The organism is Streptomyces sp. NPDC008092, from assembly GCF_042957285.1.
Lineage (GTDB): Bacteria > Actinomycetota > Actinomycetes > Streptomycetales > Streptomycetaceae > Streptomyces.
The window spans coordinates 399935-420271 of the sequence record NZ_JBIBHY010000005.1 but is presented as its reverse complement, the minus strand read 5'-3'; the positions used below and the strand labels follow the sequence as shown (position 1 = coordinate 420271).

Genomic DNA, 20337 nt, shown 5'->3' with positions numbered 1-20337 from the left:
CAGTTCCCCGCGCCCCTTGCGGGGCGCTGTCGTACCGCAGTGACGTCGGCGGGTCCGCCCCGCCGGCCTGCCTCGTCTTGCGAGGGGCTTCGCAGGGGCTCAGGCTGGGAGGAGGCATGCCGACCACCGTATGGACCGAGTGCGGGTGGCCGCGGCGTCGGCGGGGATCCGCGGCCCGTGCAGAGAGCGGGTGCCCGATGAGGCTTGTCGTCGATCTCAACCGGTGCCAGGGGTTCGCGCAGTGCGTCTTTCTCGCCCCGGACGTCTTCGCCCTGCACGGCGAGGAAGCGCTGCTGTTCTCCCCTCGCTTCGACGAGGAATACCGTGCCCGGGTGGAGGAGGCCGCCGCGGCCTGCCCCGTCCAGGCCATCCTGGTCGACTACTCCGACGAGCCGACGAGGCGGGTGGAGTCCCATGTCGGCTGACACGGACGTCGAGGTCCTGCGGCGCGAGGGCCGCATCGTCGTCGTCGGTGCCTCGCTGGCCGGGCTGCGCGCCGCGGAGACCCTGCGCGAGCAGGGTTTTGCGGGCTCGCTGACCATGATCGGGGACGAGCCGTACGAACCCTACGACCGGCCGCCGCTGTCCAAGCAGGCGCTGCTGGGACGGGCCCGGCCGGAGGACACCCAGCTGCCGCGGCGGCGTGACATCGACGCCGACTGGCGGCTGGGCGTCGCCGCCGAGGAGCTGGACCGGGACAGCAAGCGGGTGATCCTGGCGAACGGCGACAGCGTCCCCTACGACCGCCTGCTGATCACCACCGGGACCCGGGCCCGGCCCTGGATCCACCCGGAAGAGGCCGCGCTGGACGGGGTGTTCGTGCTGCGCACCCGCGACGACTCCGCGCGGCTGACCCGGAAGCTGGCCGGGGGCGTGTCCCGGGTGCTGGTGATCGGGGCCGGCTTCACGGGTTCCGAAGTCGCCTCCGCCTGCCGGGAGCTGGGCCTCGAAGTGACCGTCGCCGAACGCGGCCCGGCCCCCCTGGTGGGCGCGCTCGGCGGGGTGATCGGCGAGGTCGCGGACCGGTTGCAGCGCAAGCACGGCGTCGACCTGCGCTGCGGCATCAGCGTCACCGCCCTGGAGGGCGACGACGTGGGGCGGCTCAGGCGGGCCCATCTGTCCGACGGCACGACGGTCGACGTGGAGGTGGCGGTCGTCTCGCTCGGCGCCATGCGGAACACGGACTGGCTCGCCGGGTCGGGGGTGGCCGCGGGGCCCCGCGGGATCGCGTGCGACGCCGGATGCCGGGTGTTCGACGTCAACGGCATCGTCACCGACGACATCTACGCCGCCGGGGACGTCGCACGCAGCCCCCACCCGCTGTTCGACTACCAGTTCCTGGCGCTGGAGCACTGGGGCAACGCGGTCGAGCAGGCCGAGATCGCCGCCCACAACATGATCTGCGCGGGCCCGGAGCGCCGTCCGCACCTGTGGCTGCCGATGTTCTGGTCCTCCCAGTTCGGCGTCAACATCAAGTCGGTGGGAGTGCCCGCGCTGGGCGACCAGCTGGTGGTCGCGCAGGGGGCGCTCACCGAGGAGCGGTTCGTCGCGGTGTACGGGTACCACGGGCGTTGCATCGCCGCGGTGGCCTTCGACGGGGCCAAGTGGCTGGGGTTCTACGAGGAGCAGATCGCGTCCGGCGCGCCCTTCCCGCCGGAGTACCGCACGGTCGACCGCCGGACCGAGACGCTGCAGCCGGTCGATCCCGCCTTCCCCGACCCGCATCTGCCCACCCACGGGGCCACGGTCACGCTGACGGGTCACTCACCGAGCGAACGGCGGGTCGAGTTCGTTCCGTCGCATGCCTGATCACCGGCCTCGTACCGCTCGGAGCCCCGACCGAGGAGACGACATGACGCCCGACCCCATCTCCGCGCGGATCACCGACTACGCCAACCGGGCCGATCCGTACCCGCTCTACGCGGAGCTGCGCAAGACACCGGTCCTCCGGGAGGACGACGGCACCTACCTGGTCAGCACCTACCACGAGGTACGGAGCCTGGCCAACGACCCTCGGCTGAGCAACGACACGAGCAACCGCCCGCCCGGCTACGTCCGTACCGGGCAGCCGGCGGCGGAGTCCGGCCTGCCGCCCAGCTTCATCTTCACCGACCCGCCCGTGCACGACCGGCTGCGCGACACCATCAACCGGCCGTTCGGCCCGCCGCACAGCCCCCGCTTCCTCGACGGCCTGCGCGGGGAACTGTCCAAGGTGGTCACCGAGTTGCTCGACGCCTTCGACGGCAAGGACCGGGTCGACATCGTCGAGGACTTCTCCTACCCCCTCCCGGTCACCGCCATCTGCCGGGTCCTGGGCGTGCCGCGCGAGGACGAACCGCGCTTCCACGGCTGGGCCGACGCCCTGGCCTCGTCGCTCGATCCCGCGTCCGCCGGCGACGACGCGCAGGAAGCGGTCCAGCGGGCCCGCCAGGAGCTGGGCGCCTACCTGGCCGACCTGATCGAGACCAGGCGCCGCCACCCCGGCCCCGGGATACTCAGCGCGCTCGCCCCCGACATGACACCGGCGGACCTGCAGGCCACCGCGGTGCTGCTCCTGGTCGCCGGCCACGAGACCACCGTCAACGCGATCACCAACACGACCCTCACCCTGCTGCGCCACCCCGACATCCTGGAGCGGTTCCAGCGGGAGCCGGGCCTGGCCGTCCCGCTCATCGAGGAGGTGCTGCGGTACGAGCCGCCGGTCCAGTTCATCCCGTTCACCACCGCCCTCGCCGACATCGACGTCGTCGGCACGACGATCACCAAGGGCTCGCCGGTCTGGCTCATGCTGGCCGCCGCCAACCGCGACCCCGCGCGCTTCCACGACCCCGACCGGTTCGATCCCGACCGCAGGGACAACGAGCACCTGGGTTTCTACACCGGCATCCACTACTGCTTCGGCGCCCCGCTCGCCCGCATCGAACTCCACGCGGCCGTCCCCGAGTTGTTCAGGCGGGTGAAGTTCACCGGGCTCCTGGAGGACCCGCCGCCGTACCGCGCCAACGCGGTGCTGCGCGGCCCCCGGCACCTTCCCGTGGCGATCGAGGGCCTCGCGGCCTGAACACCCGAGCAGCGGCACACCGGAGCAGCGGCACACCGGAGCACCCGCACACCGGAGCACCCGCGCACCGGCGCTCACGGCCACAGCAGTTCCCTCCGCCAGCCGCCGTCCGCCTCCGCGACGTACCGGAGCCGGACGTGCCGCCGGTCCGGGTCGCCCTGGAAGAACTCCGCCTCCTGCGGGCGCAGTCGGTAGAGGGTCCAGGTCGGGGAGGGGGCGGCCGGGTCGGCTCGGGCCCGCTCCCAGGCCGCCTCCGACTCCGCGCGCAGCTCCTCCAGCGAGGACAGGAGCCCGCTCTGGCGGCCGGTGAGCGCCGCCGCCAGGGCGCCCGTCGAGCGGGCGTGCAGGTCGGCCTGGCTCTCCCGGGCCGGGGCCGCCGAGACGGGGCCCCGGAGCCGGACCTGGCGGCCCAGCACCGGCCAGTAGAAGGCGAGGGCCGCGTACGGGTGGGCGCTCAGCTGGTGCCCCTTGCGGCTGGTCACGTGGGACGCGAAGGACCAGCCGTGGGCGTCCGCGCCGTGCAGCATCACGATCCGTACGTCCGCCCGGCCCGCCTCGTCCGACGTGGCCAGCGACACGGTGTGCGGCTCCGGCTGCCCGGCCGCCACCGCCTCCGCGAACCACGTGGTGAAGAGCGGGAGCGGGGCGTCGGGCGCCGACTCCGGGTCGAACGGCCGTAGCTCCGTGGTCCCGGGGGACCAGACGCGGAGCGACTTCAGGAGCGTGTGAAGATCCGTTGCTGCCATGTGCCGAGTATCACTCGGTACCTCCCGCAACCGTGCCATCAGCAACCTCGTGCGGCGGCCCCGGGGTCCTCCGGCCGAACCCCGGGGCACAACCGGGCGAACCGCTGCGAACACCTGTGCCCCGGCCCCACACTGTCCGGCATGAGGGGACCGAAGACCGTGAAAGTGGCGGTACGCCATGTAGACGGCGATGTCGGACGGCGCAGGACGCGGGCCGTCACCTGGGCCGCCCGCGACTTCCGGCTGGTGCGGCCGGCCGAGGGGCGGGACCGGGTCGAGCTGGAGTGTCCCGTCTGCACGGCGGCCGTCCTCGCCGAGGTCGCCGACCACGCGCGCACCCGGCGGGTGCGGAACGTCTGGGCCGCCGTGTCGGCGCTCTCCCTCCTCGTGTCCGTCGCCGCCCTCGGCTACGCCGTCCACGAGGGCGGCAGGGCGCTGCCCGCGGGGCAGTCCCTGCCGGTCCTCCTCCCCGTCAGCGTGATCGTCGCCGTCGCCGGGCTCGTCATGACGCCCACGGCGTGGGTGCGCGGCCGCCGGCACATCGGCGTCGCCCTGCTCGACGGTCCGGCGCCGCGCCGGGGGCACCGGATCGTGCCGGTACGCGGGTGAGTGCTCGGCCGGTCGTGCCGTTCGTTCAGACCTTGCCGGGCGCCGAGCGTCAGTGCCGGGCGAACTGCACCCCGGTCCGCTGCACCACGTCCGGGCGTACGGCGAGGGCCGGCACCGTGAGCTGCTCCCCGTAGATGTCGGTGAGGCGGATCGCGGCGCCGCAGCCGGTGCCCTGCTCGGAGAGGAAGTAGTTGTAGCCGGTGCGGGTCAGCGCCAGCCAGCCGCCGCTCGTGCGGACCTCCAGGCGGGCCAGCGGGTTGCGGTGGCCGATCGCCTGGATGCCGCACCAGTACTGGGTGGAACCGGTCTTGTAGCGGATCGACACGGTGTCGGAGACGGCCGGGCTCAGCAGGCTCCAGGTGATCGTGATCCGGCCCGCCGAGAGAGGCGCCAGCTTCGCGAACGCCTGTCGGCTGAGGTCGAGTTGGCCGGCCGCGCAGGGTGCCGGGCATTCGTTGGTGATCCGTACGGTGATGGCCGCACCGCTCGCCGCGCGGACGGAGACGTACGCGCCGCAGGCCTTCGCCGTCTCGTAGTCCGCGGTGTTCATCGCCGCCGTCATCACGTCGGAGGTCGGGCCGTAGGAGCAGGCGCCGTCGCCGTTGCCGACGTCGTAGGAGGTGGCGACCCCCTGGTAGGCGGTGCCGGGGCGGATCCGGCCGGCCGCGGGGGCGGTGGTGGTGGCCGGGGAGGCGTGGGTGGTGCCGCTCTCCGCCTCCGCACGCCGGGACGGGGTGGTGGACGGGGTCGCCGACGGGGTGGTCCGCCTGCTCGCCGACGGCTTCGGGGACGCGGCCGACGGCTCCGGGGACGTCGGCGTGGCCGGGTCCGCGGGTGCGCCAGGCACGGTCTGCGACGCGGACCCGGCCACCGCCCGCTCCGGCCCGGCGGCGCCGGCCGCGGTGCCGGGGCGGAAGGCCACGGCCAGGGTGACGACCAGGGCGACGGCGGCGACGGCGGCCACCGCGAGCAACGGGCCGCGCACCGGGCGCCATTCGAAGTCCCGGTCCGGCTGCGGGCGTCGGCGGTGTGAGGAGGAGGCCACGGAGGGATCCTTACGCGGTTCGGCGGTGCACGTCCTTCGAACATCGAAGCTTCCGTACGACAGTTGCCGCCGGTTCCCGGGAGGTTGCCGCCGTCCCGCGGATTTTCCGCAGCCGCTCGCGAAGGCCGGTGTGCCGTGGTCACCCCCGGCCCAGCACCACCGTCCCCGACGAGCAGAACCAGCCGCCCGTGCCCGACGCCACGCCCAGCTCCGGCAGCCCCCCGCCGGTCCGCCGCACCTGCCGTTCCCCGGCCTCCCCGCGCAGCTGGCGTACCGCCTCCACCAGGAGGAACAGGCCCCGCATGCCCGGGTGCTGGGCCGACAGGCCGCCGCCGTCCGTGTTCACCGGCAGCTCCCCGCCCGCGACCCGCAGCCGCCCCTTCTCCACGAACGCCCCGCCCTCGCCCTTGGCGCAGAAGCCGAGGTCCTCCAGGGTGACCAGGGTCATGTAGGTGAAGGCGTCGTAGATCTCCGCGAAGTCGATGTCGGAGGGGGTGACTCCGGCCCGGCGGAAGGCCAGTTCGCCGCTCACCGCCGCCGGGGAGACGGTGAAGTCCGCCCACTCCGACATCGTGGCGTGCGAGAGGCACTCGCCCGTGCCGAGGACCCACACCGGGGCGGTCCGGCAGTCCTGTACGTACTCCTCGGCCGCCAGCAGCACCGCCGCGCCGCCGTCCGAGCGGATGCAGCAGTGCAGTTTGGTGAAGGGGTCGGCGATCATCGGTCCGGACAGGACGTCGTCGACGGTGATCGGGTCGCGGAACATGGCCTCCGGGTTGAGCGCCGCGTTGGCCCGGGCCTGGACCGCGACCTCCGCCAACTGCTCGATCGTCGTGCCGTGTTCGATCATGTGGCGGCGGGCGGCCATCGCGTACTTGGCGACGAGGGTGTGGCCGTAGGGGACTTCGAACTGGAGGGGGCCGCGGGCGCCGAAGGAGAGGTTCCCGGTGCGCCGTCCGGCCCGGATGTCGGCGCGGGCCGTCGAGCCGTACACCAGCAGGACCGCGTCGGCGTGGCCGGCGGCTATCGCGTCCGCCGCGTGGGCCGCCATGACCTCCCAGGTCGAGCCGCCGACGGAGGTGGAGTCGGCCCAGGTGGGGCGCAGGCCCAGGTACTCCGCGACCTCCACGGGGGCGAGGGTGCCGAGGCCGGCCGACGCGAAGCCGTCGACCACCTCACGGGCGAGGCCCGCGTCGGCCAGCGCGCGGCGGGCCGCCTGGGCGTGCAGGGCGTAGGGGGTGGCCTCGTCCACCCGGCCGCAGTCGGACAGGGCCACGCCGACCACGGCGACCTTGCGGGGTCCGGTCATGAATCTGACGGTACATCAGATCTGCTGGATCCCGCCCCTGTGCATCTGCATCCGGCGCCCCTAGCATGACGGACCGTCAGATCGTCAGGAGGTCCGGTCATGGACGCCCGCTTCACCGACGAGCAGGACGAGATCCGGCGCGCCCTGCGTGAACTGCTCCACAAGCGCTGCGGCACGGAGGACGTGCGGGCCGCCGTCGACAGGCCGCAGGGGTACGACCCCGGCCTGTGGACCGCCCTCGGCGAACAGCTCGGCCTGCCCGGCCTCGCCCTCCCCGAGACGTACGGCGGCGCCGGCTGCACCCGCACCGAGGCCGCCCTGGCCGCCGAGGAGCTGGGGCGGGCCCTGGCCCCCACCCCGTTCCTGGCCACCGCCGTGCTCGCCGCCCCGCTGCTGCTCGCCCTCGGCACCGACGCCCAGCGCGCCGAGCTGCTCCCGGGGATCGCCGACGGCAGCCGCACCGCCGCCCTCGCCGTCCCCGGCACCCGGCTCGGCAGCGCCCTCGCGCTCACCGGGCCGCCCGGCGCCGACTGGGCGGGCGGCGGGCGGGCCGGGGGCGTCCAGGCACGGCGCACGGCGGACCGGTGGCGGCTGTACGGGGAGGCCGACCAGGTGCTGGACGGGCACAGCGCCGGGCTGCTGCTCGTGCCCGCGCACACCGGCGGGTACGCCCGCTCGCGCGTCCTCCTCTTCCTGGTGGCGGGCGACGCCCCCGGGGTCGTACGGACCCGGCGCACCAGCCTGGACGCCACCCGCGGCCAGGGCCGGATACAACTGCGCCATGTGGAGGCCGAGTTGCTGGGTCCCGACGAGGACACCGACGTCCGCGCCGCGCTCGCCGCCCTCGGCGACTTCGTGGCCGCCGTGCTCGCGGCCGAGGCGGTGGGGGCCGCGGACCGGGCGCTGGAGCGGACCGTGGAGTACGTGAAGCAGCGGGAGCAGTTCGGGCGGGCGATCGGGTCCTTCCAGGCGGTCAAGCACCGGCTGGCCGACGTGTACGTGACAATACGGGCGGCCCGGTCGGCGGCCTACTACGCGGCCTGGGCGACCGCGCACGGGGAACGGGTGGGCGGGCTGGCGCTCGCGCAGGCACTGGAGGCGCTGCGGACCGCCGCCGGGGAGGGCATCCAGCTGCACGGCGGGATCGGGTTCACCTGGGAGCACGAGGCGCATCTCTACTTCAAGCGGGCCGCCGGGGACGAGCTGCTGTTCGGGCCGGGACACCGGCTGCGCGCGCACGCGGCCGAGGCGGCCGGGCTGTTCGCGGGACGGGAGGTGGCGGTGTGATCGGCGAACGGCTGGTGCAGAAGGTGTCCGCCACCCGGGGGTTCGCCAAGGTGGCCCCGCACGTGGTCCCGGCCCTGGACCGGGCCGTGCACCGGCTCAGCCGCGGCCGGGTGCTGCTCAGCGCCCAGATGCTGCCCGGCGTGATCCTGACCTCCACCGGCGCGCGCAGCGGCCGGCCCCGCCGGACGCCGCTGGCGTGCATGCCGGAGGGGGACGGCTGGCTCCTCGTCGGCTCCAACTTCGGGCGCACCGGCCATCCCGCCTGGACGTACAACCTCCTGCACCGTCCCGCCGCCGAGATCAGCTGGAAGGGCCGGGACATCCCCGTCACCGCCCGCCTGCTGGAGGGGGCGGAACGCGCGGACGCCTGGCGGCTGCTCCTGCGGTTCTGGCCGCCGTACGCCGCCTACCAGGAGCGGGTGGACCGGGAGATCCGCATCTTCCGGCTGACCCGGCGGCAGGACGGGCCGTAGGGGCGGGCGTAGTGCCGCCGGCTGCGGCGCCGTCGTGGCCGGTCGCGCAGTTCCCCGCGCCCCTTGCGGGGCGCACTGCAGCGCCCCTTTCTTTCAGGGGCGCGGGGAACTGCGCGACCAGCCCCCACCCACCCGCGGCCGAACCACACCCGCACCGCCCCCCGTCGGCCGCCCCCCGGCAGCGCACCGTACGGCCGTCGGTGTTCACGTCGGCCGTTCCGCGGAGCGGCACACGCGCTGCCCCGGCGCGTGACCGGACGCTGGAATGACGCGTTGAGCATTCCCGCCTCCGAAAGGCCGACGAATGACCACACGTGAACCGCTCGCGTCCCAGCGGCCCGGCAGGCCCGCCGCCCGCCGGCTGCGGCCGGCGGCCCGCCTCGTGAGCGCCGTGGCGGTGACGGTGTCCGCGCTCGCCGCGCAGCCGGCCGGCGCCGAGGGCGGTGGCCGGGCGGCCGGGCCCGGCTGCGCCGCCCTCGCGCAGACGGTGCTCGCCCGCTCGCACGTCAGGAGCATCAGCTCCGAGGTCGTACCCGCCTCCGGAACGCTCCCGGCGTACTGCCAGGTCGACCTCGTGCCCACCCGGGCCGTCAACGTCCGCGTCACCCTCCCGCTCAGCACCGCCGACGCCGGTACCGGCGGCACCTACACGGGCGCCTGGAACGGCCGCGTCCTCAACACGGGCGGCGGCGGGTACGCCGGCAACCTCGGCGACCTCGGCGTGGCGGTCCAGCGCGGCGAGGTCGGCTCGGTCACCGACACCGGCCACAGCTCCGCCTGGTGCGACGCGACCGACCCGAGGACCGGCGAGGCCAACGCCCAGCCCGGCTGCGGCGAGGCCGGCGGCGGCTTCGTGCTGTCCCCCTCGGGCAGGCTGAACACCCGGCAGGTCGACGACTTCATCGACCGCAGCCTGCACGAGCAGACGGTCTGGGCGCTCTCCCTCGCGAAGACCTACTACGGCCGGGCCCCCCGGTGGAACTACTGGGTCGGCGGCTCCACCGGCGGCCGGCAGGGCTGGCAGATGGCCCAGAAGTACGGCGACGAGTACGACGGCTTCCTGATCGGCTACCCGGCGGTCAACTGGAACCGGTTCATCATCGGCGAGGCCTGGCCCGCGGTCGTCGTCAACGAACTCCTCGGCCCCGGCGGACTGTCACCCGCCAAGAGCGACGCCGCGAACGCCGCCGCCGTCGCCGCCTGCGACCCCGAGGACGGCGTCCGGGACGGGGTCGTCGCCGACCCGCGCCGCTGCACCTTCGACGCGCGCGAGGTCGAGGGCCTCAGCGCCGCGGAGGCCGAGGCCGTCGACCTCATCTGGGACGGCCCGCGCGACGCCGACGGCAACCGGCTGTGGGGCGGCATCACCCGGGGCACCACCTTCTCGGTCCTGCTGCCCGGCGGGAACACCATGAGCCCGCTGATCGAGACCTACGTCCGCAACTGGCTGGAACAGGACCCGGCCTACGACTGGCGCAAGAACCTCACGACGGAGAACTTCCCGCGGTTCTTCGAGGCGTCGTACCGCAAGTTCGAGAAGACCGCGGCCACCGACAGCACCGATCTGTCCAGGGTCCGGAAGAACAACGGCAAGATCCTCTACTACGCGGGGGCCGCCGACCCCCTGATCGTGCCGTTCAACTCCTACAACTACCAGCAGCGCCTCTTCGGCCGTTACGGCGTCCAGGGCACCCGCTCCTTCGTCCGCACCTTCTACTTCCCGGGCGTCGGCCACACCGAGCCGGACCTCGCCGGTACCACCGACACGCGGTCGCGGCTCCTGGACGCCCTGGAGGCGTGGACCGAGCACGGCAGCGTCCCCGAGTCCTTCGACCAGAAGGGCCCCACGGCCGGCACCGGGCGCACGGTCTGCGCCTACCCGGACACCGCCACCGCCCCCGGCGCGGGCGCCTCCTGCACGACCAGGACGAGCGTCCCGGCCGACCTCGTCGCCCAGTCGACCACCGCCCTCGACCGCCGCTGAGCGCTCCGCTGGACGCGCCGCGATGCGCCGTCTGCCGACTGTCGGCTGCGGCGCCGTCGTGGCTGGTCGCGCCCACGCGGCGGTAGCCGCATATCGAATACAGCCCCGCGCCCCTACGGGGGCGCTGCGGCCCCGCCTACAGCAGCCGCTCCCCCAGCAGCACCGCCCCGATGCCCAGCATCGCCGCCCCCGAGGTGCGGGTCACCGCGCGGGCGGCGCGGGGGCGGGCGGCGAGCAGGGCGCGGGAGAGGGTGCCGACGGCGAGGTAGACGGTGGCGCAGGCGGCCATGTGCAGGGCGCCGAGGGCGGCGGTCTGGGCGGCCACGGGGAGGTGGGCGCCGGTCGTGACCAGGAACTGGGGGAGCACCGAGAGGTAGAGCAGCAGCGCCTTCGGGTTCAGGCCGCTGATCGCGGCGCCCCGCCAGAAGCCCTGCGGCCCGGCCGCTGCGTCCTTGCCCGCCTTGCCCGCCCCGCCCTCCTCGGCCGCCTGCGGGACCGTCGGGCGGCGCAGCACGCTCCAGCCCAGCCACAGCAGGTATCCGGCGCCGGCCACGGTCAGGGCCGTGAGCAGCCGCGGCGACCGGGCGACGAGCACCGCGAGCCCCGCGACGGCCAGCGCGGTGTGCAGTGCGTACCCGGCGACCAGGCCCGCCACCGCACGCGGCACCGAGCGGCCGCGCACCCCGGCGGCGATCACGTACGCCCAGTCGGCGCCCGGCACGCACACCAGCAGCAGGTCGACGGCGAGGAAGGAGAGCAGGAGTCCGGTGTCCATGGGAAGGGACATTAGGCGCGATTGGCCCGAAAGTGTTTCCGAAATTTGCTCGGGAGTGCCGGTTCCGGGGGAGAATCTTGCTCATGGACGACGTGGACCGGAAAATCCTTGCGGAGCTGCAGCAGGACGGGCGGCTGACCGTGACCGAGCTGGCCGGGCGGGTGCGGCTGAGCGTCTCGCCGTGCCACCGGCGGCTGCGCGAGCTGGAGCGGTCGGGGGCGATCGGCGGGTACCGGGCGGTGGTGGACCCGGCCGCCGTGGGGCTGACCTTCGAGGCGCTGGTCTTCGTGTCCATGCGGCAGGAGGACCGGGACACGGTCGCCGACTTCGAGCGGGCGCTCGCGGAGATCCCCCATGTGCTGGACGCGCAGCGGCTGTTCGGCGAACCCGACTACCTGCTGCGGGTGGCCACCGCCGACCTCGCCGCCTTCCAGCGGCTCTACGACGAACGGCTCGCGACCCTGCCGGGCGTGCAGCGCCTCACCTCGACGCTGGTGATGAAGCACGTGGTACGGGACCGGCCGCTGCCTGCGTAGGACGACAGGCGGTGGTTCACCGCTGCGCGTGAACCACCGCCTGCCAGACAGGACCCAGGGCGCGGGCTACTTCGTGGGCTTCTTCCCGGTCACGCCCAGATGCACCAACAGCGCCAGGTTCGGCTTGAGTTCGGCCTGCTTCACGCCCCAGGTCTGGAAGCCCTTCTGGTGCGCGGCGACGGCCGCGAGCATCGCGACCAGCGAACCGGCCACCGCGGCCGGGTTCACGTCCTTGTCGACCCTGCCCTTGGACTGCAACTCCGTGATGGAGTCGGTCAGGGAGTTGTTCACCGAGTTCAGGATCTTCATACGGATCTTGTAGAACCGTTTGTCCCCCTCGGCCGCCCCGAGGTCGACCACGCGCAGGATCGCGTCGTTCCTGCGCCAGAACTCCAGGAAACCGTCCACGAGTTCCTGCGCGGTCGTCCAGCCGGCCTTGCCGACCCAGGAGCGCCCGGCCAGCAGCTCGGTCAACTGGCCGCCCTCGGTGGCCATTTGCTCGGCGATCTCCAGGACGGCGCCCTCGACGTCCGGGAAGTACTGGTAGAAGGTCGCGGGCGAAGTGCCCGCCTTCCGGGCGACATCGATGACCTTGACGTCCCGGTAAGGGGAGGAGCTGAGCATCTCGCTGAGGCAGTCGAGCAGCTTCTGCCGGGTCGCCTGCCCACGCCGGCCGGCCACGCGGCCGTCGACGGTACGCACTTGTCCTGTCATGCCGTCAGCTTACCGAGGGGTGATCGGAGCGCGATTCGGCCGACTGCAAATGGGGTGCGCGGGTGTATAGAGGCCGGTGCGGCTGGTCTGCGGGGTGCGGGCGGGGCGGTTACTTTGACGACATGGCCGAAAACAGGGCATCCGGATACGCGGCGGGATACGCGGAGGGCGTCCCCTGCTGGGTGGACGTGCAGCTCCCCGACGTCGAGGCGGGCAAGCGGTTCTACGGCGGGCTCTTCGGGTGGACCTTCGAGGACGCGGGACCGGGAGCCGTATGGGCCCGCCTCGACGGCGCCGGCGTCGCCCGGCTGGCGCGGAAGCGGGACGGCCGGATGCCCACCGTCTGGACGGTGTACTTCGCGACCCCCGACGTCCGGGCCCTCGCCCGTCGCATCGTCACCGCCGGCGGGCAGATCGTCAACGACCCCGTGCCCGTCCGCGACCTCGGCACCGCCGCCCTGGCCGCCGACCCCCAGGGCGCCGTCTTCGGCCTCTGGCAGGCCGCCGGCCACCCCGGCTTCGGCGTCCGGCACGCCCCCGGCACCTTCGCCTGGGCGCAGCTCTACACCAGCGACCTCGACGCGGCCAACGCCTTCTACGGCCACCTCTTCGCCGGCGCCCTCTTCGGCGCCGGCGCCGAACCGGACTTCGGCCGCGCCCCCGTGACCGACGTGTTCGCCGCCGGGATGCCGTCCCAGTTCGTCGTCCACTTCCGTACCGGGGACGTGGCGGCCGCGGCCCTGGCCGTGCAGCAGCTGGGCGGCCGGGTCCAGGCGCCGCCCTTCGAGACCTCGTACGGAAAAGTGGCCGTCGTGACCGACAATCAAGGGGCGTTCTTCGCGCTGCTGGAACGCTGAGGCCGGAAACAGGCGGGTCTTGGCGGATAAATGTCTCACTTTGTCATGAGACACCCCGATTCGTCGCCGGGTTCGCAACCTGTGCCCGGGCCAGGAAGAATCGGGGTGCGTGCCGCCACGGCGGTGCGGTGGTGAGACGCTGCACGGGGTCGCGTACATATGTGGGTGGACGGGGCCCGTACGGGGAGGTGGCAGGCAAGTGGTGGATCAGCTGACGCAGCACGATCCGCGGCGGATCGGGCCGTTCGAGGTGCTGGGACGGCTGGGGGCCGGCGGCATGGGGCTGGTCTATCTGGCGCGCTCGGCGTCCGGGCGGCGCGTGGCGATCAAGACGGTACGGACCGAGCTCGCCGAGGACCAGCTGTTCCGGGTCCGCTTCACCCGCGAGGTGGAGGCGGCCCGCGCGGTCTCCGGCTTCTACACGGCCGCCGTCGTCGACGCCGACCCGCGCGCCGCGGTGCCGTGGCTGGCGACCGCCTACGTGCCGGCGCCCTCCCTCGAAGAGATAGTGAACGACTGCGGGCCGCTCCCGGCCCAGGCCGTCCGCTGGCTCGCCGCGGGCGTCGCCGAGGCGCTCCAGTCGATCCACGGCGCCGGCCTTGTCCACCGCGACCTCAAGCCCTCCAACGTCCTCGTCGTCGAGGACGGCCCCCGGGTCATCGACTTCGGTATCGCCTCCGGTGTCTCCAACACCCGCCTGACCATGACGAACGTCGCGGTCGGCACCCCCGCCTACATGTCGCCCGAGCAGGCCAAGGACTCCCGCAGCGTCACCGGCGCGAGCGACGTCTTCTCCCTCGGTTCCATGCTCGTCTTCGCCGCCACCGGCCACCCGCCCTTCCACGGTGCCAACCCGGTCGAGACCGTCTTCATGCTGCTGCGCGAGGGCCCGGACCTCGAAGGCCTCCCGGACGAGCTGCGCCCCCTCATCGAGTCCTGTATGCAGATGGAGGCGACCGCCCGCCCCAACCCGGCCGACCTCCAGGCCCAGCTCGCCCCCCACCTGTTCGGCTCCGGGTCCGACGACAGCGGTACGGCGTCCGCCTGGCTGCCCGAGAAGGCGGTCGGGCTGATCGAGTCCCGGCGCGGCGGCCGCCCCGCCGTCAAGCCCTCCGCCAACCCGTCCGGCGGCCGCAACGCGGGCCGCCTCGCGGCCCCGCCGCCGCCCTCCTACGACCCCGTGGTCCCCGCCCCCGTCCCGGTGGGCGCTCCCGACACCGGTCCGGTCCGCCTGGCCGGCGCCCCGGTGCCGATCGGCCCGGGACCGCGGGTCGCCGACGCCCGCGCCGCCGCCGTGAAGGCACCTCCGCCCGAGGCCGGCCTGGTCGCCAGCTGGTCCCGCCCGCACCCCGGCGTCAACGGCGCCGACCCCGCCGCACCGCCGGTCCCCGCCCTGCCGCCGGAGACGGCCGCCGGCTGGCGGCCCTGGCGGTTCCGGATGTCCAACGACGTCTGGGGCACCCCGTCCGTCGACGGCGACCTCGTCTACGTCACCTCCTTCGAGGTGCACGCCCTCGACGTGGCCACCGGCCGGCGCCGCTTCAAGACGCGGGACGTCGCCTGGTCCATGGCGGTCGCCGACGGCCGTATCCACGCCTCCGACGGCCCCACCCTGTTCGCCCTGGAGGCCCGCGAGGGCGGCGACCTGTGGCGGCTGTCCACCGACGCCTGGGTGTACTCCCTCAAGGCCGACCGCGGCACCCTCGTCACCGGCACCCGGGGCGGCGGCGTCCAGGGCTGGGAGGCCTCCAACGGGCAGAAGCTCTGGGAGCTGGCCGGCGCCCAGACCGACTTCGAGGCCCCCGAGTCCGGGCCCTCCCTCCACGACGGCACGGTCTACGTCTGGCAGGACGCGCGGCTGCGCGCCGTCGACGCCCGTACCGGCGACGAACGCTGGTCCTACCCCATCGGCGACGCGGCCTCCTGCGGCGGCGTCCCGGTCCGCCTCACCCACGCCGACGACGGCTTCGTGTACGCCTCCGCGGGCACCCGCGTCATCGCCCTCGACACCGCGACCGGCCGCGTCCGCTGGCACTTCGAGGCCCCGGCCGTCTTCCTCTCCCCGCCCGCCTACGTACCCGGCCCCGCCGTCACCGGCGGCGGCATCTACCTCGCCGACTACCTCGGCACCGTGTACGCCCTCGACGCCACCGACGGCCGCGACCGCTGGCGCATCGCGACGGAGGCCCGCGCCTCCATCGAGCCGGTCCTCGTCGCGGCCGGCCACGTCCACGTCGGCAGCGGCAAGGGCCTGTACACCCTGGACGCGGTCACCGGCACCCCCAAGTGGCGCTTCCAGGCGGGCGGCGACGTGGTGGGCGCCCCGGTGGTCGCCGAGGGCCGCATCCACTTCGGTTCGACGGACCACCTGCTGTACACGCTGAAGGCCGACGACGGCCGGCTGCGGTGGAAGCTGGCCACGGGCGGCGAGATCACCGGGTCGCCGGTGGTGCGGGACGGGGTGGTGTACGCGTGCAGCAAGGACCGGTGCGTGTATGCGCTGGACGCGGAGAAGGGCACGGGGACCGCACGCACCGCGTGAGTGCCGGGACCGGCTGACGGGCGGCTGCGGCGCCGTGGGGGCTGATCGAGCAGTTCCCCGCGCCCCTGAAGGGGCGCCACCGCAGTGCCCTGCTTTCAGGGGCGCGGGGAACTGCGCGACAAGCCCCCACCCACCCGCAGCCGCCCACCGGCACCGGGTGGCACCCCCTTCGGCGGCTCAGCGGATACGCGGCGCCGTACGTGCCCGGTTGCCGAACAGCTCCGCCTGCCGTTCGTCCGGCAGGTTGCCCAGCGTGATCAGGTGCGGGGCCGCGGCCCACCCCCGCTCCCGGTCCGCCCCCTGCGCCGCCCACAGCGCCCGCACGCTGCCCTGCACCCCCTCGGTCGGATACCCGGCGATGACGGTCGCGCACCGCACGGCCGCCTCCAACGCCTCCCCGGCGCCGGTCACTTCGGACACCAGCCCCACCTCGTACGCGCGCCGCGCGGAGACCCGTTCGGCGTTGCCCATGAGCACCATCCGGGCCACCTCCCCGTACGGCATCCGCTGCGCCATCAGCACCGACTCGTACGCGCTGACCATGCCGTAGGAGGTGTGCGGGTCGAAGAAGGCCGCGGTCTCGTCGGCGACGACGAAGTCGCACTCGCCCAGCAGGTAGAAGGCGCCCCCGCAGGCCATCCCGGCCACCGCGGCGATCACCGGCTTCCACAGGTCGTTCGACTTCGGCCCGATCGCGATCAGCGGATCGTCCTGGCTGTAGGGGGAGGACGGCTGCGGCACGACGGCGTCCCGGTCCAGCCCGGTGCTGAAGGCGCGCCCGCCGGCGCCGGTGAGGACGACGGCCCGTACGGTGTCGTCGAAGCGCAACGCCCGCCAGGCGGCCGAGAGTTCGGCGGCCGTCGCGAGGTCGACGGCGTTGAGCCGCTCGGGCCGGTCGAGGGTGACGACGGCGACCCCGCTCTCCTTGTCCACCTCCAGCCGCAGGCTCACGGCCGCTCCAGGACCCACTGCGGCAGACCGTCCGCGAAGACCGCCTGCACCCGGGCGCCGATCCGGATCCGGTCCGGGGGGAGAGAGCCGAGGGGCGCTCCCGCCCCGCTCACCACGTTCCCCACCATCCGCACCCGGGGCGCGTCGTCCAGCTCCACGACCACGACGTTGTACGGCGCCTGCGCCGCGTACTCGGGGAGCAGCGGCGGGTGCGGGACGACGTACGACCAGATCCGGCCCCGCCCGCTCGTCGGCCGCCACCCGCTCGCGAACGACTGGCAGTGCGGGCAGCACGGGCGGGGCGGGAAGCGCGGTTCGCCGCAGTCGGCGCAGGCCTGGACGCGGAGTTCGCCGCGGGCCGCGTACTCCCAGAAGGGGGCGCCGTCGGTGTCGGTGACCGGTCGCAGCATCTCAGCTCCGGTTGGTGAGGAGGAGGGCGGAGGTCGGGACGCCCTCGCCGGCGGTGACCAGGCAGGTGGCGGCGCCCGGCACCTGGGCGGTGCTGATGCCGCGCAGTTGCTTCACGCCTTCGGTGATGAGGTTGAACCCGTGCACGTAGGCCTCGCTGAGCCCGCCGCCCCCGGTGTTGAGCGGCAGCCGCCCGCCGATCTCCAGCGCGCCGCCTTCCGTGAACGCCCCGCCCTCCCCCCTCCCGCAGAAGCCGTAGCCCTCTAGGGAGAGCGGGATCAGGGCGGTGAAGGCGTCGTAGATCTGGGCGACGTCGACGTCCTCCGGGGTGAGGTCGGCGTGCTTCCACAGGTGGCGGGCGGCGGTCCAGGCGGGGCCGGTGAGGGGGTCGTCGTTCCAGTAGTTGACCATGCCGTGGTGCTGGGCGGGGAGGCCCTGGGCGGCGGAGTGGATGTGGACGGGGGTCCGCCGGCAGTCCCGGGCGCGTTCGCTGCTCACGACCACACAGGCCAGCGCGCCGTCCGTCTCCAGGCAGTTGTCGAAGAGGCAGAGGGGCTCGCTGATCCACCGGGAGGTCATGTACATCTCGCGGGTGAGGGGCCGTTCGTACATCACCGCCGCCGGGTTCTGGTTCGCCCGGTTGCGGCAGGCGAGGGCGACGTTGAACAGGTGGTCCCGGGTGGCGCCGTACTCGTGCATGTAGCGGCGGGTGAGCATGGCTATCTCGTCCGCGGGCCGGAGCAGGCCGAAGGGGCGGGTCCACTGGGCGGGGGTCGGGAGCTGGACGGCGGTGTTGGTCCACGGCCGGGGCCCGCTGCCCCGCTTCCGCGACCGCCACGCCACCCCCACCGTCGCCTGGCCGCTCGCGATCGCGGCGGCGAGGTGCGCGACCGTGGCACAGGAGCCGCCCCCGCCGTAGCCCACCTTGCTGAAGAAGGTCAGGTCGCCGAAGCCGACCGCCTTGGCCAGCTCCACCTCGTCGGTCTCCTCCATGGTGAAGGAGGCGAGCGCGTCGACCTCGCCGGGCGCGATGCCGGCGTCGTCGAGGGCGGCGAGGACGGCCCGGCAGGCGAGGGTCTTCTCGTCCTCGGCGAGCCGTTTGGCGAAGGATGTCTGCCCGATCCCCACGATGGCGGTGGCGTCCTTGATGCCCTTGATGCCCCTGAGACCGGCCATGCACCCGCACCTCCACGGCTGTCGCGGCTTGCTGACAGGTCGTCAGGCTACAGCTAATCTGACGGACAGTCAGCTATGCGTCCGGGGAGGCCGGTTGTGCGCGGTGACATGGAGTGGGGGACCGTTCCGGGACTGGTGCGGTCGGCGGCGGAGCGGTACGCGGACGTCGAGGCGGTGGTGGAGGGCCGGACCCGGATCACGTACGCCGGACTGGGCGCCCGGGTGGAACGGGCGGCGGCCGCGTGCATCGCCTCCGGCGTCGAGGCGGGCGACCGGGTCGGCATCTGGGCGCCGAACTCCCTGGACTGGATCGTCGCGGCACTGGGCGCGGTGTCCGCGGGCGGGGTGCTGGTCCCGCTGAACACCCGCTTCAAGGGCGCGGAGGCGGCGGACGTGCTGCGCAGGAGCGGGGCCCGGCTGCTGTTCGTGACGGGAACCTTCCTCGGGACCTCGTACGTGGCGTCGCTGCGGAGGGCGGCGGGGGAGGGGACCGGGGACGGCCCCCTCCCGGGACTGCCGTCCCTGCGGGACGTGGTGGTGCTGTCGGAGGACGCGCCCGTCGGCTTCCGCACCTGGAAGGACTTCCTCGCGGCCGGGGAGGGCGTCGGCGCGGGCGAGGTCGCGGCCCGCTCGGCCGGGTTGGACGGCAGCTGCCTCTCCGACATCGTCTTCACCTCGGGCACCACGGGCCGCCCCAAGGGCGCGATGATCACCCACGCGCAGACCCTCCGCGGGTACGAGATCTGGGCGGACCTGGCGGGCCTGCGCACCGGCGACCGCTACCTGATCGTCAACCCCTTCTTCCACACCTTCGGCTACAAGGCCGGGGTGATCGCCTGCCTGATGCGCGGCGCGACGATGATCCCGCAGCCGGTGTTCGACGTGGCGACGGTCCTCGCGAACGTCGCCTCGGAACGGGTGTCGGTCCTTCCCGGCCCCCCGACCCTCCACCAGTCCCTCCTCGACCACCCGGCCCGGGACGCCCACGACCTCTCCGCCCTGCGCCTGGTGGTGACGGGCGCGGCCGTCGTACCCCTCCTCCTCGTCGAGCGGCTGCGCGGCGAACTCGGCGTCGAGACGGTCCTGACCGCCTACGGCCTCTCCGAGGCGAGCGGGATCGTCACCATGTGCCGCCGCGGCGACGACCCGACGGTGATCGCGTCGACGTCGGGCCGCGCGATACCCGGCACCGAGGTGCGGGTGGACGAGACCGGGGAGGTGCTGGTCCGCGGCTTCAACGTCATGCGCGGCTACTTCGAGGACCCGGCCGCGACGGCCGAGGCCCGGACGGCGGACGGCTGGCTGCGCACCGGCGACGTCGGCGTCCTGGACCCGGCCGGCAACCTCCGCATCACCGACCGCCTCAAGGACATGTTCATCGTCGGCGGCTTCAACGCCTACCCGGCGGAGATAGAGCAACTCCTCGGCCTGCACCCGGAGGTGGCGGACGTGGCCGTCGTCGGCGTCCCGGACGCCCGCCTCGGCGAGGTCGGCAAGGCGTTCGTGGTCCGGCGGCCGGAGGCGGTGCTGACGGCCGACGACCTGATCGCCTGGGCCCGCCGCGAGATGGCGAACTACAAGGTCCCGCGGACGGTGGAGTTCGTGGCCGAACTCCCGCGGAACGCGAGCGGGAAGGTGGTGAAGGGGGAACTGCGGGCCGGCTAGGCAGGGCGGGTGCGGGTGCGGGTGCGGGTGCGGGTGCGGGTGAGGGTCCGGGTGCGGACGGCGACGGGCCGGGGGCCGTGCCGGGGCTGCGGCCGGACCCGGGCGAGGACGAGGGTGTCGTCGTCCGCCACCACCACCCGCCCGCCGCCTCAGCCCTCCCCACCCCGCGCAGCCCCGGCGATTGGAGGTTCTGTGCCGA

General features: G+C 74.0%; 20 protein-coding genes. 11 read left to right on the top strand and 9 right to left on the bottom strand.

Annotated elements, in window-relative coordinates; translation table 11 throughout:
* The first annotated feature begins 197 nt into the window (after positions 1 to 197).
* The 3 genes from ACFZB3_RS18325 to ACFZB3_RS18315 are packed head-to-tail and all read left to right on the top strand — an operon-like array spanning position 198 to position 3061.
* Positions 198 to 425 (top strand): ferredoxin, encoded by a 228-nt coding sequence (locus ACFZB3_RS18325; RefSeq protein WP_391376659.1) that lies wholly within the window; start codon positions 198 to 200, stop codon positions 423 to 425.
* A complete protein-coding gene (locus ACFZB3_RS18320; RefSeq protein WP_391376658.1) occupies positions 415 to 1809 on the top strand; it encodes an FAD-dependent oxidoreductase in 1395 nt (464 codons plus the stop codon). Before ACFZB3_RS18325 ends, ACFZB3_RS18320 begins: the two co-directional genes overlap by 11 nt.
* A gap of 43 nt (positions 1810 to 1852) precedes the next feature.
* Positions 1853 to 3061, top strand: a complete 1209-nt coding sequence (locus ACFZB3_RS18315) for a cytochrome P450 (protein ID WP_391376657.1) — start codon at positions 1853 to 1855, stop codon at positions 3059 to 3061.
* Positions 3062 to 3135: 74 nt separating this feature from the next.
* On the opposite strand, the gene ACFZB3_RS18310 is transcribed toward ACFZB3_RS18315, so the two are convergent.
* Entirely contained in the window at positions 3136 to 3807 is a 672-nt protein-coding gene (locus ACFZB3_RS18310; RefSeq protein ID WP_391376656.1) for a pyridoxal 5'-phosphate synthase, read from the bottom strand.
* A 141-nt stretch (positions 3808 to 3948) separates the two neighbouring features.
* On the opposite strand from ACFZB3_RS18310, the gene ACFZB3_RS18305 reads away from it, so the two are divergent.
* Positions 3949 to 4416 carry a hypothetical protein gene (locus ACFZB3_RS18305; protein WP_391376655.1) on the top strand — a complete coding sequence of 156 codons (468 nt, stop codon included), beginning with the start codon at positions 3949 to 3951 and terminating at the stop codon, positions 4414 to 4416.
* A 49-nt stretch (positions 4417 to 4465) separates the two neighbouring features.
* Here ACFZB3_RS18305 and ACFZB3_RS18300 read toward each other — a convergent pair whose 3' ends face one another.
* Both ACFZB3_RS18300 and ACFZB3_RS18295 read right to left on the bottom strand, forming a co-directional pair.
* Complete coding sequence (locus ACFZB3_RS18300) at positions 4466 to 5461, bottom strand: expansin EXLX1 family cellulose-binding protein (RefSeq protein ID WP_391376654.1); 996 nt, start codon at positions 5459 to 5461, stop codon at positions 4466 to 4468.
* A 139-nt stretch (positions 5462 to 5600) separates the two neighbouring features.
* Positions 5601 to 6770: an acetyl-CoA acetyltransferase gene (locus tag ACFZB3_RS18295; RefSeq protein ID WP_391376653.1), complete on the bottom strand. Its 1170-nt coding sequence runs from the start codon at positions 6768 to 6770 to the stop codon at positions 5601 to 5603.
* A gap of 99 nt (positions 6771 to 6869) precedes the next feature.
* Between ACFZB3_RS18295 and ACFZB3_RS18290 the strand changes: the two genes are divergently transcribed.
* The 3 genes from ACFZB3_RS18290 to ACFZB3_RS18280 all read left to right on the top strand — a co-directional run bounded on the left by ACFZB3_RS18290 (position 6870) and on the right by ACFZB3_RS18280 (position 10514).
* On the top strand, positions 6870 to 8057 hold the full coding sequence (locus tag ACFZB3_RS18290; RefSeq protein ID WP_391376652.1) for an acyl-CoA dehydrogenase family protein: 1188 nt from the start codon (positions 6870 to 6872) through the stop codon (positions 8055 to 8057).
* Positions 8054 to 8530, top strand: a complete 477-nt coding sequence (locus ACFZB3_RS18285; RefSeq protein WP_391376651.1) for a nitroreductase/quinone reductase family protein — start codon at positions 8054 to 8056, stop codon at positions 8528 to 8530. Before ACFZB3_RS18290 ends, ACFZB3_RS18285 begins: the two co-directional genes overlap by 4 nt.
* A 304-nt stretch (positions 8531 to 8834) precedes the next feature.
* Positions 8835 to 10514 carry a tannase/feruloyl esterase family alpha/beta hydrolase gene (locus ACFZB3_RS18280; RefSeq protein ID WP_391376650.1) on the top strand — a complete coding sequence of 560 codons (1680 nt, stop codon included), beginning with the start codon at positions 8835 to 8837 and terminating at the stop codon, positions 10512 to 10514.
* 136 nt (positions 10515 to 10650) lie between these two features.
* Here ACFZB3_RS18280 and ACFZB3_RS18275 read toward each other — a convergent pair whose 3' ends face one another.
* Positions 10651 to 11289 carry a LysE family transporter gene (locus tag ACFZB3_RS18275; protein ID WP_391376649.1) on the bottom strand — a complete coding sequence of 213 codons (639 nt, stop codon included), beginning with the start codon at positions 11287 to 11289 and terminating at the stop codon, positions 10651 to 10653.
* Between the two features lie 83 nt (positions 11290 to 11372).
* On the opposite strand from ACFZB3_RS18275, the gene ACFZB3_RS18270 reads away from it, so the two are divergent.
* Positions 11373 to 11825, top strand: coding sequence for an Lrp/AsnC family transcriptional regulator (locus ACFZB3_RS18270; protein ID WP_366363985.1), 453 nt, complete (start codon positions 11373 to 11375; stop codon positions 11823 to 11825).
* 66 nt (positions 11826 to 11891) lie between these two features.
* Here the strand turns inward: ACFZB3_RS18270 and ACFZB3_RS18265 are convergent, their stop codons facing one another.
* Positions 11892 to 12527: a TetR family transcriptional regulator gene (locus tag ACFZB3_RS18265; protein ID WP_391376943.1), complete on the bottom strand. Its 636-nt coding sequence runs from the start codon at positions 12525 to 12527 to the stop codon at positions 11892 to 11894.
* Positions 12528 to 12661: 134 nt separating this feature from the next.
* Here ACFZB3_RS18265 and ACFZB3_RS18260 point away from each other — a divergent pair, with 134 nt between their 5' ends.
* Both ACFZB3_RS18260 and ACFZB3_RS18255 read left to right on the top strand, forming a co-directional pair.
* Positions 12662 to 13396, top strand: coding sequence for a VOC family protein (locus tag ACFZB3_RS18260; protein ID WP_391376648.1), 735 nt, complete (start codon positions 12662 to 12664; stop codon positions 13394 to 13396).
* 199 nt (positions 13397 to 13595) lie between these two features.
* Positions 13596 to 15938, top strand: coding sequence for a PQQ-binding-like beta-propeller repeat protein (locus ACFZB3_RS18255; protein WP_391376647.1), 2343 nt, complete (start codon positions 13596 to 13598; stop codon positions 15936 to 15938).
* 177 nt (positions 15939 to 16115) lie between these two features.
* On the opposite strand, the gene ACFZB3_RS18250 is transcribed toward ACFZB3_RS18255, so the two are convergent.
* From ACFZB3_RS18250 to ACFZB3_RS18240, 3 genes are read right to left on the bottom strand one after another with little or no spacing between them, the layout of a single operon-like run.
* Positions 16116 to 16889, bottom strand: a complete 774-nt coding sequence (locus ACFZB3_RS18250) for an enoyl-CoA hydratase-related protein (protein WP_391376646.1) — start codon at positions 16887 to 16889, stop codon at positions 16116 to 16118.
* On the bottom strand, positions 16886 to 17299 hold the full coding sequence (locus tag ACFZB3_RS18245; RefSeq protein ID WP_391376645.1) for an OB-fold domain-containing protein: 414 nt from the start codon (positions 17297 to 17299) through the stop codon (positions 16886 to 16888). Before ACFZB3_RS18245 ends, ACFZB3_RS18250 begins: the two co-directional genes overlap by 4 nt.
* A gap of 1 nt (position 17300) precedes the next feature.
* Positions 17301 to 18473: a lipid-transfer protein gene (locus tag ACFZB3_RS18240; RefSeq protein WP_391376644.1), complete on the bottom strand. Its 1173-nt coding sequence runs from the start codon at positions 18471 to 18473 to the stop codon at positions 17301 to 17303.
* 108 nt (positions 18474 to 18581) lie between these two features.
* On the opposite strand from ACFZB3_RS18240, the gene ACFZB3_RS18235 reads away from it, so the two are divergent.
* Positions 18582 to 20138 (top strand): FadD3 family acyl-CoA ligase, encoded by a 1557-nt coding sequence (locus ACFZB3_RS18235; protein WP_391376942.1) that lies wholly within the window; start codon positions 18582 to 18584, stop codon positions 20136 to 20138.
* Here ACFZB3_RS18235 and ACFZB3_RS18230 read toward each other — a convergent pair.
* Positions 20135 to 20275, bottom strand: a complete 141-nt coding sequence (locus ACFZB3_RS18230) for a hypothetical protein (protein WP_391376643.1) — start codon at positions 20273 to 20275, stop codon at positions 20135 to 20137. The two genes, ACFZB3_RS18235 and ACFZB3_RS18230, sit on opposite strands and share 4 nt — an antisense overlap.
* Between the last annotated feature and the right edge of the window lie 62 nt (positions 20276 to 20337).

Coding starts and splice junctions, on each gene's coding strand:
- ACFZB3_RS18295 (WP_391376653.1), bottom strand. CDS start 6,770: ATGACCGGACCCCGCAAGGTCGCCGTGGTCGGCGTGGCCCTGTCCGAC.
- ACFZB3_RS18235 (WP_391376942.1), top strand. CDS start 18,582: ATGGAGTGGGGGACCGTTCCGGGACTGGTGCGGTCGGCGGCGGAGCGG.
- ACFZB3_RS18305 (WP_391376655.1), top strand. CDS start 3,949: ATGAGGGGACCGAAGACCGTGAAAGTGGCGGTACGCCATGTAGACGGC.
- ACFZB3_RS18275 (WP_391376649.1), bottom strand. CDS start 11,289: ATGGACACCGGACTCCTGCTCTCCTTCCTCGCCGTCGACCTGCTGCTG.
- ACFZB3_RS18240 (WP_391376644.1), bottom strand. CDS start 18,473: ATGGCCGGTCTCAGGGGCATCAAGGGCATCAAGGACGCCACCGCCATC.
- ACFZB3_RS18320 (WP_391376658.1), top strand. CDS start 415: ATGTCGGCTGACACGGACGTCGAGGTCCTGCGGCGCGAGGGCCGCATC.
- ACFZB3_RS18310 (WP_391376656.1), bottom strand. CDS start 3,807: ATGGCAGCAACGGATCTTCACACGCTCCTGAAGTCGCTCCGCGTCTGG.
- ACFZB3_RS18280 (WP_391376650.1), top strand. CDS start 8,835: ATGACCACACGTGAACCGCTCGCGTCCCAGCGGCCCGGCAGGCCCGCC.
- ACFZB3_RS18270 (WP_366363985.1), top strand. CDS start 11,373: ATGGACGACGTGGACCGGAAAATCCTTGCGGAGCTGCAGCAGGACGGG.
- ACFZB3_RS18290 (WP_391376652.1), top strand. CDS start 6,870: ATGGACGCCCGCTTCACCGACGAGCAGGACGAGATCCGGCGCGCCCTG.
- ACFZB3_RS18245 (WP_391376645.1), bottom strand. CDS start 17,299: ATGCTGCGACCGGTCACCGACACCGACGGCGCCCCCTTCTGGGAGTAC.
- ACFZB3_RS18325 (WP_391376659.1), top strand. CDS start 198: ATGAGGCTTGTCGTCGATCTCAACCGGTGCCAGGGGTTCGCGCAGTGC.
- ACFZB3_RS18260 (WP_391376648.1), top strand. CDS start 12,662: ATGGCCGAAAACAGGGCATCCGGATACGCGGCGGGATACGCGGAGGGC.
- ACFZB3_RS18315 (WP_391376657.1), top strand. CDS start 1,853: ATGACGCCCGACCCCATCTCCGCGCGGATCACCGACTACGCCAACCGG.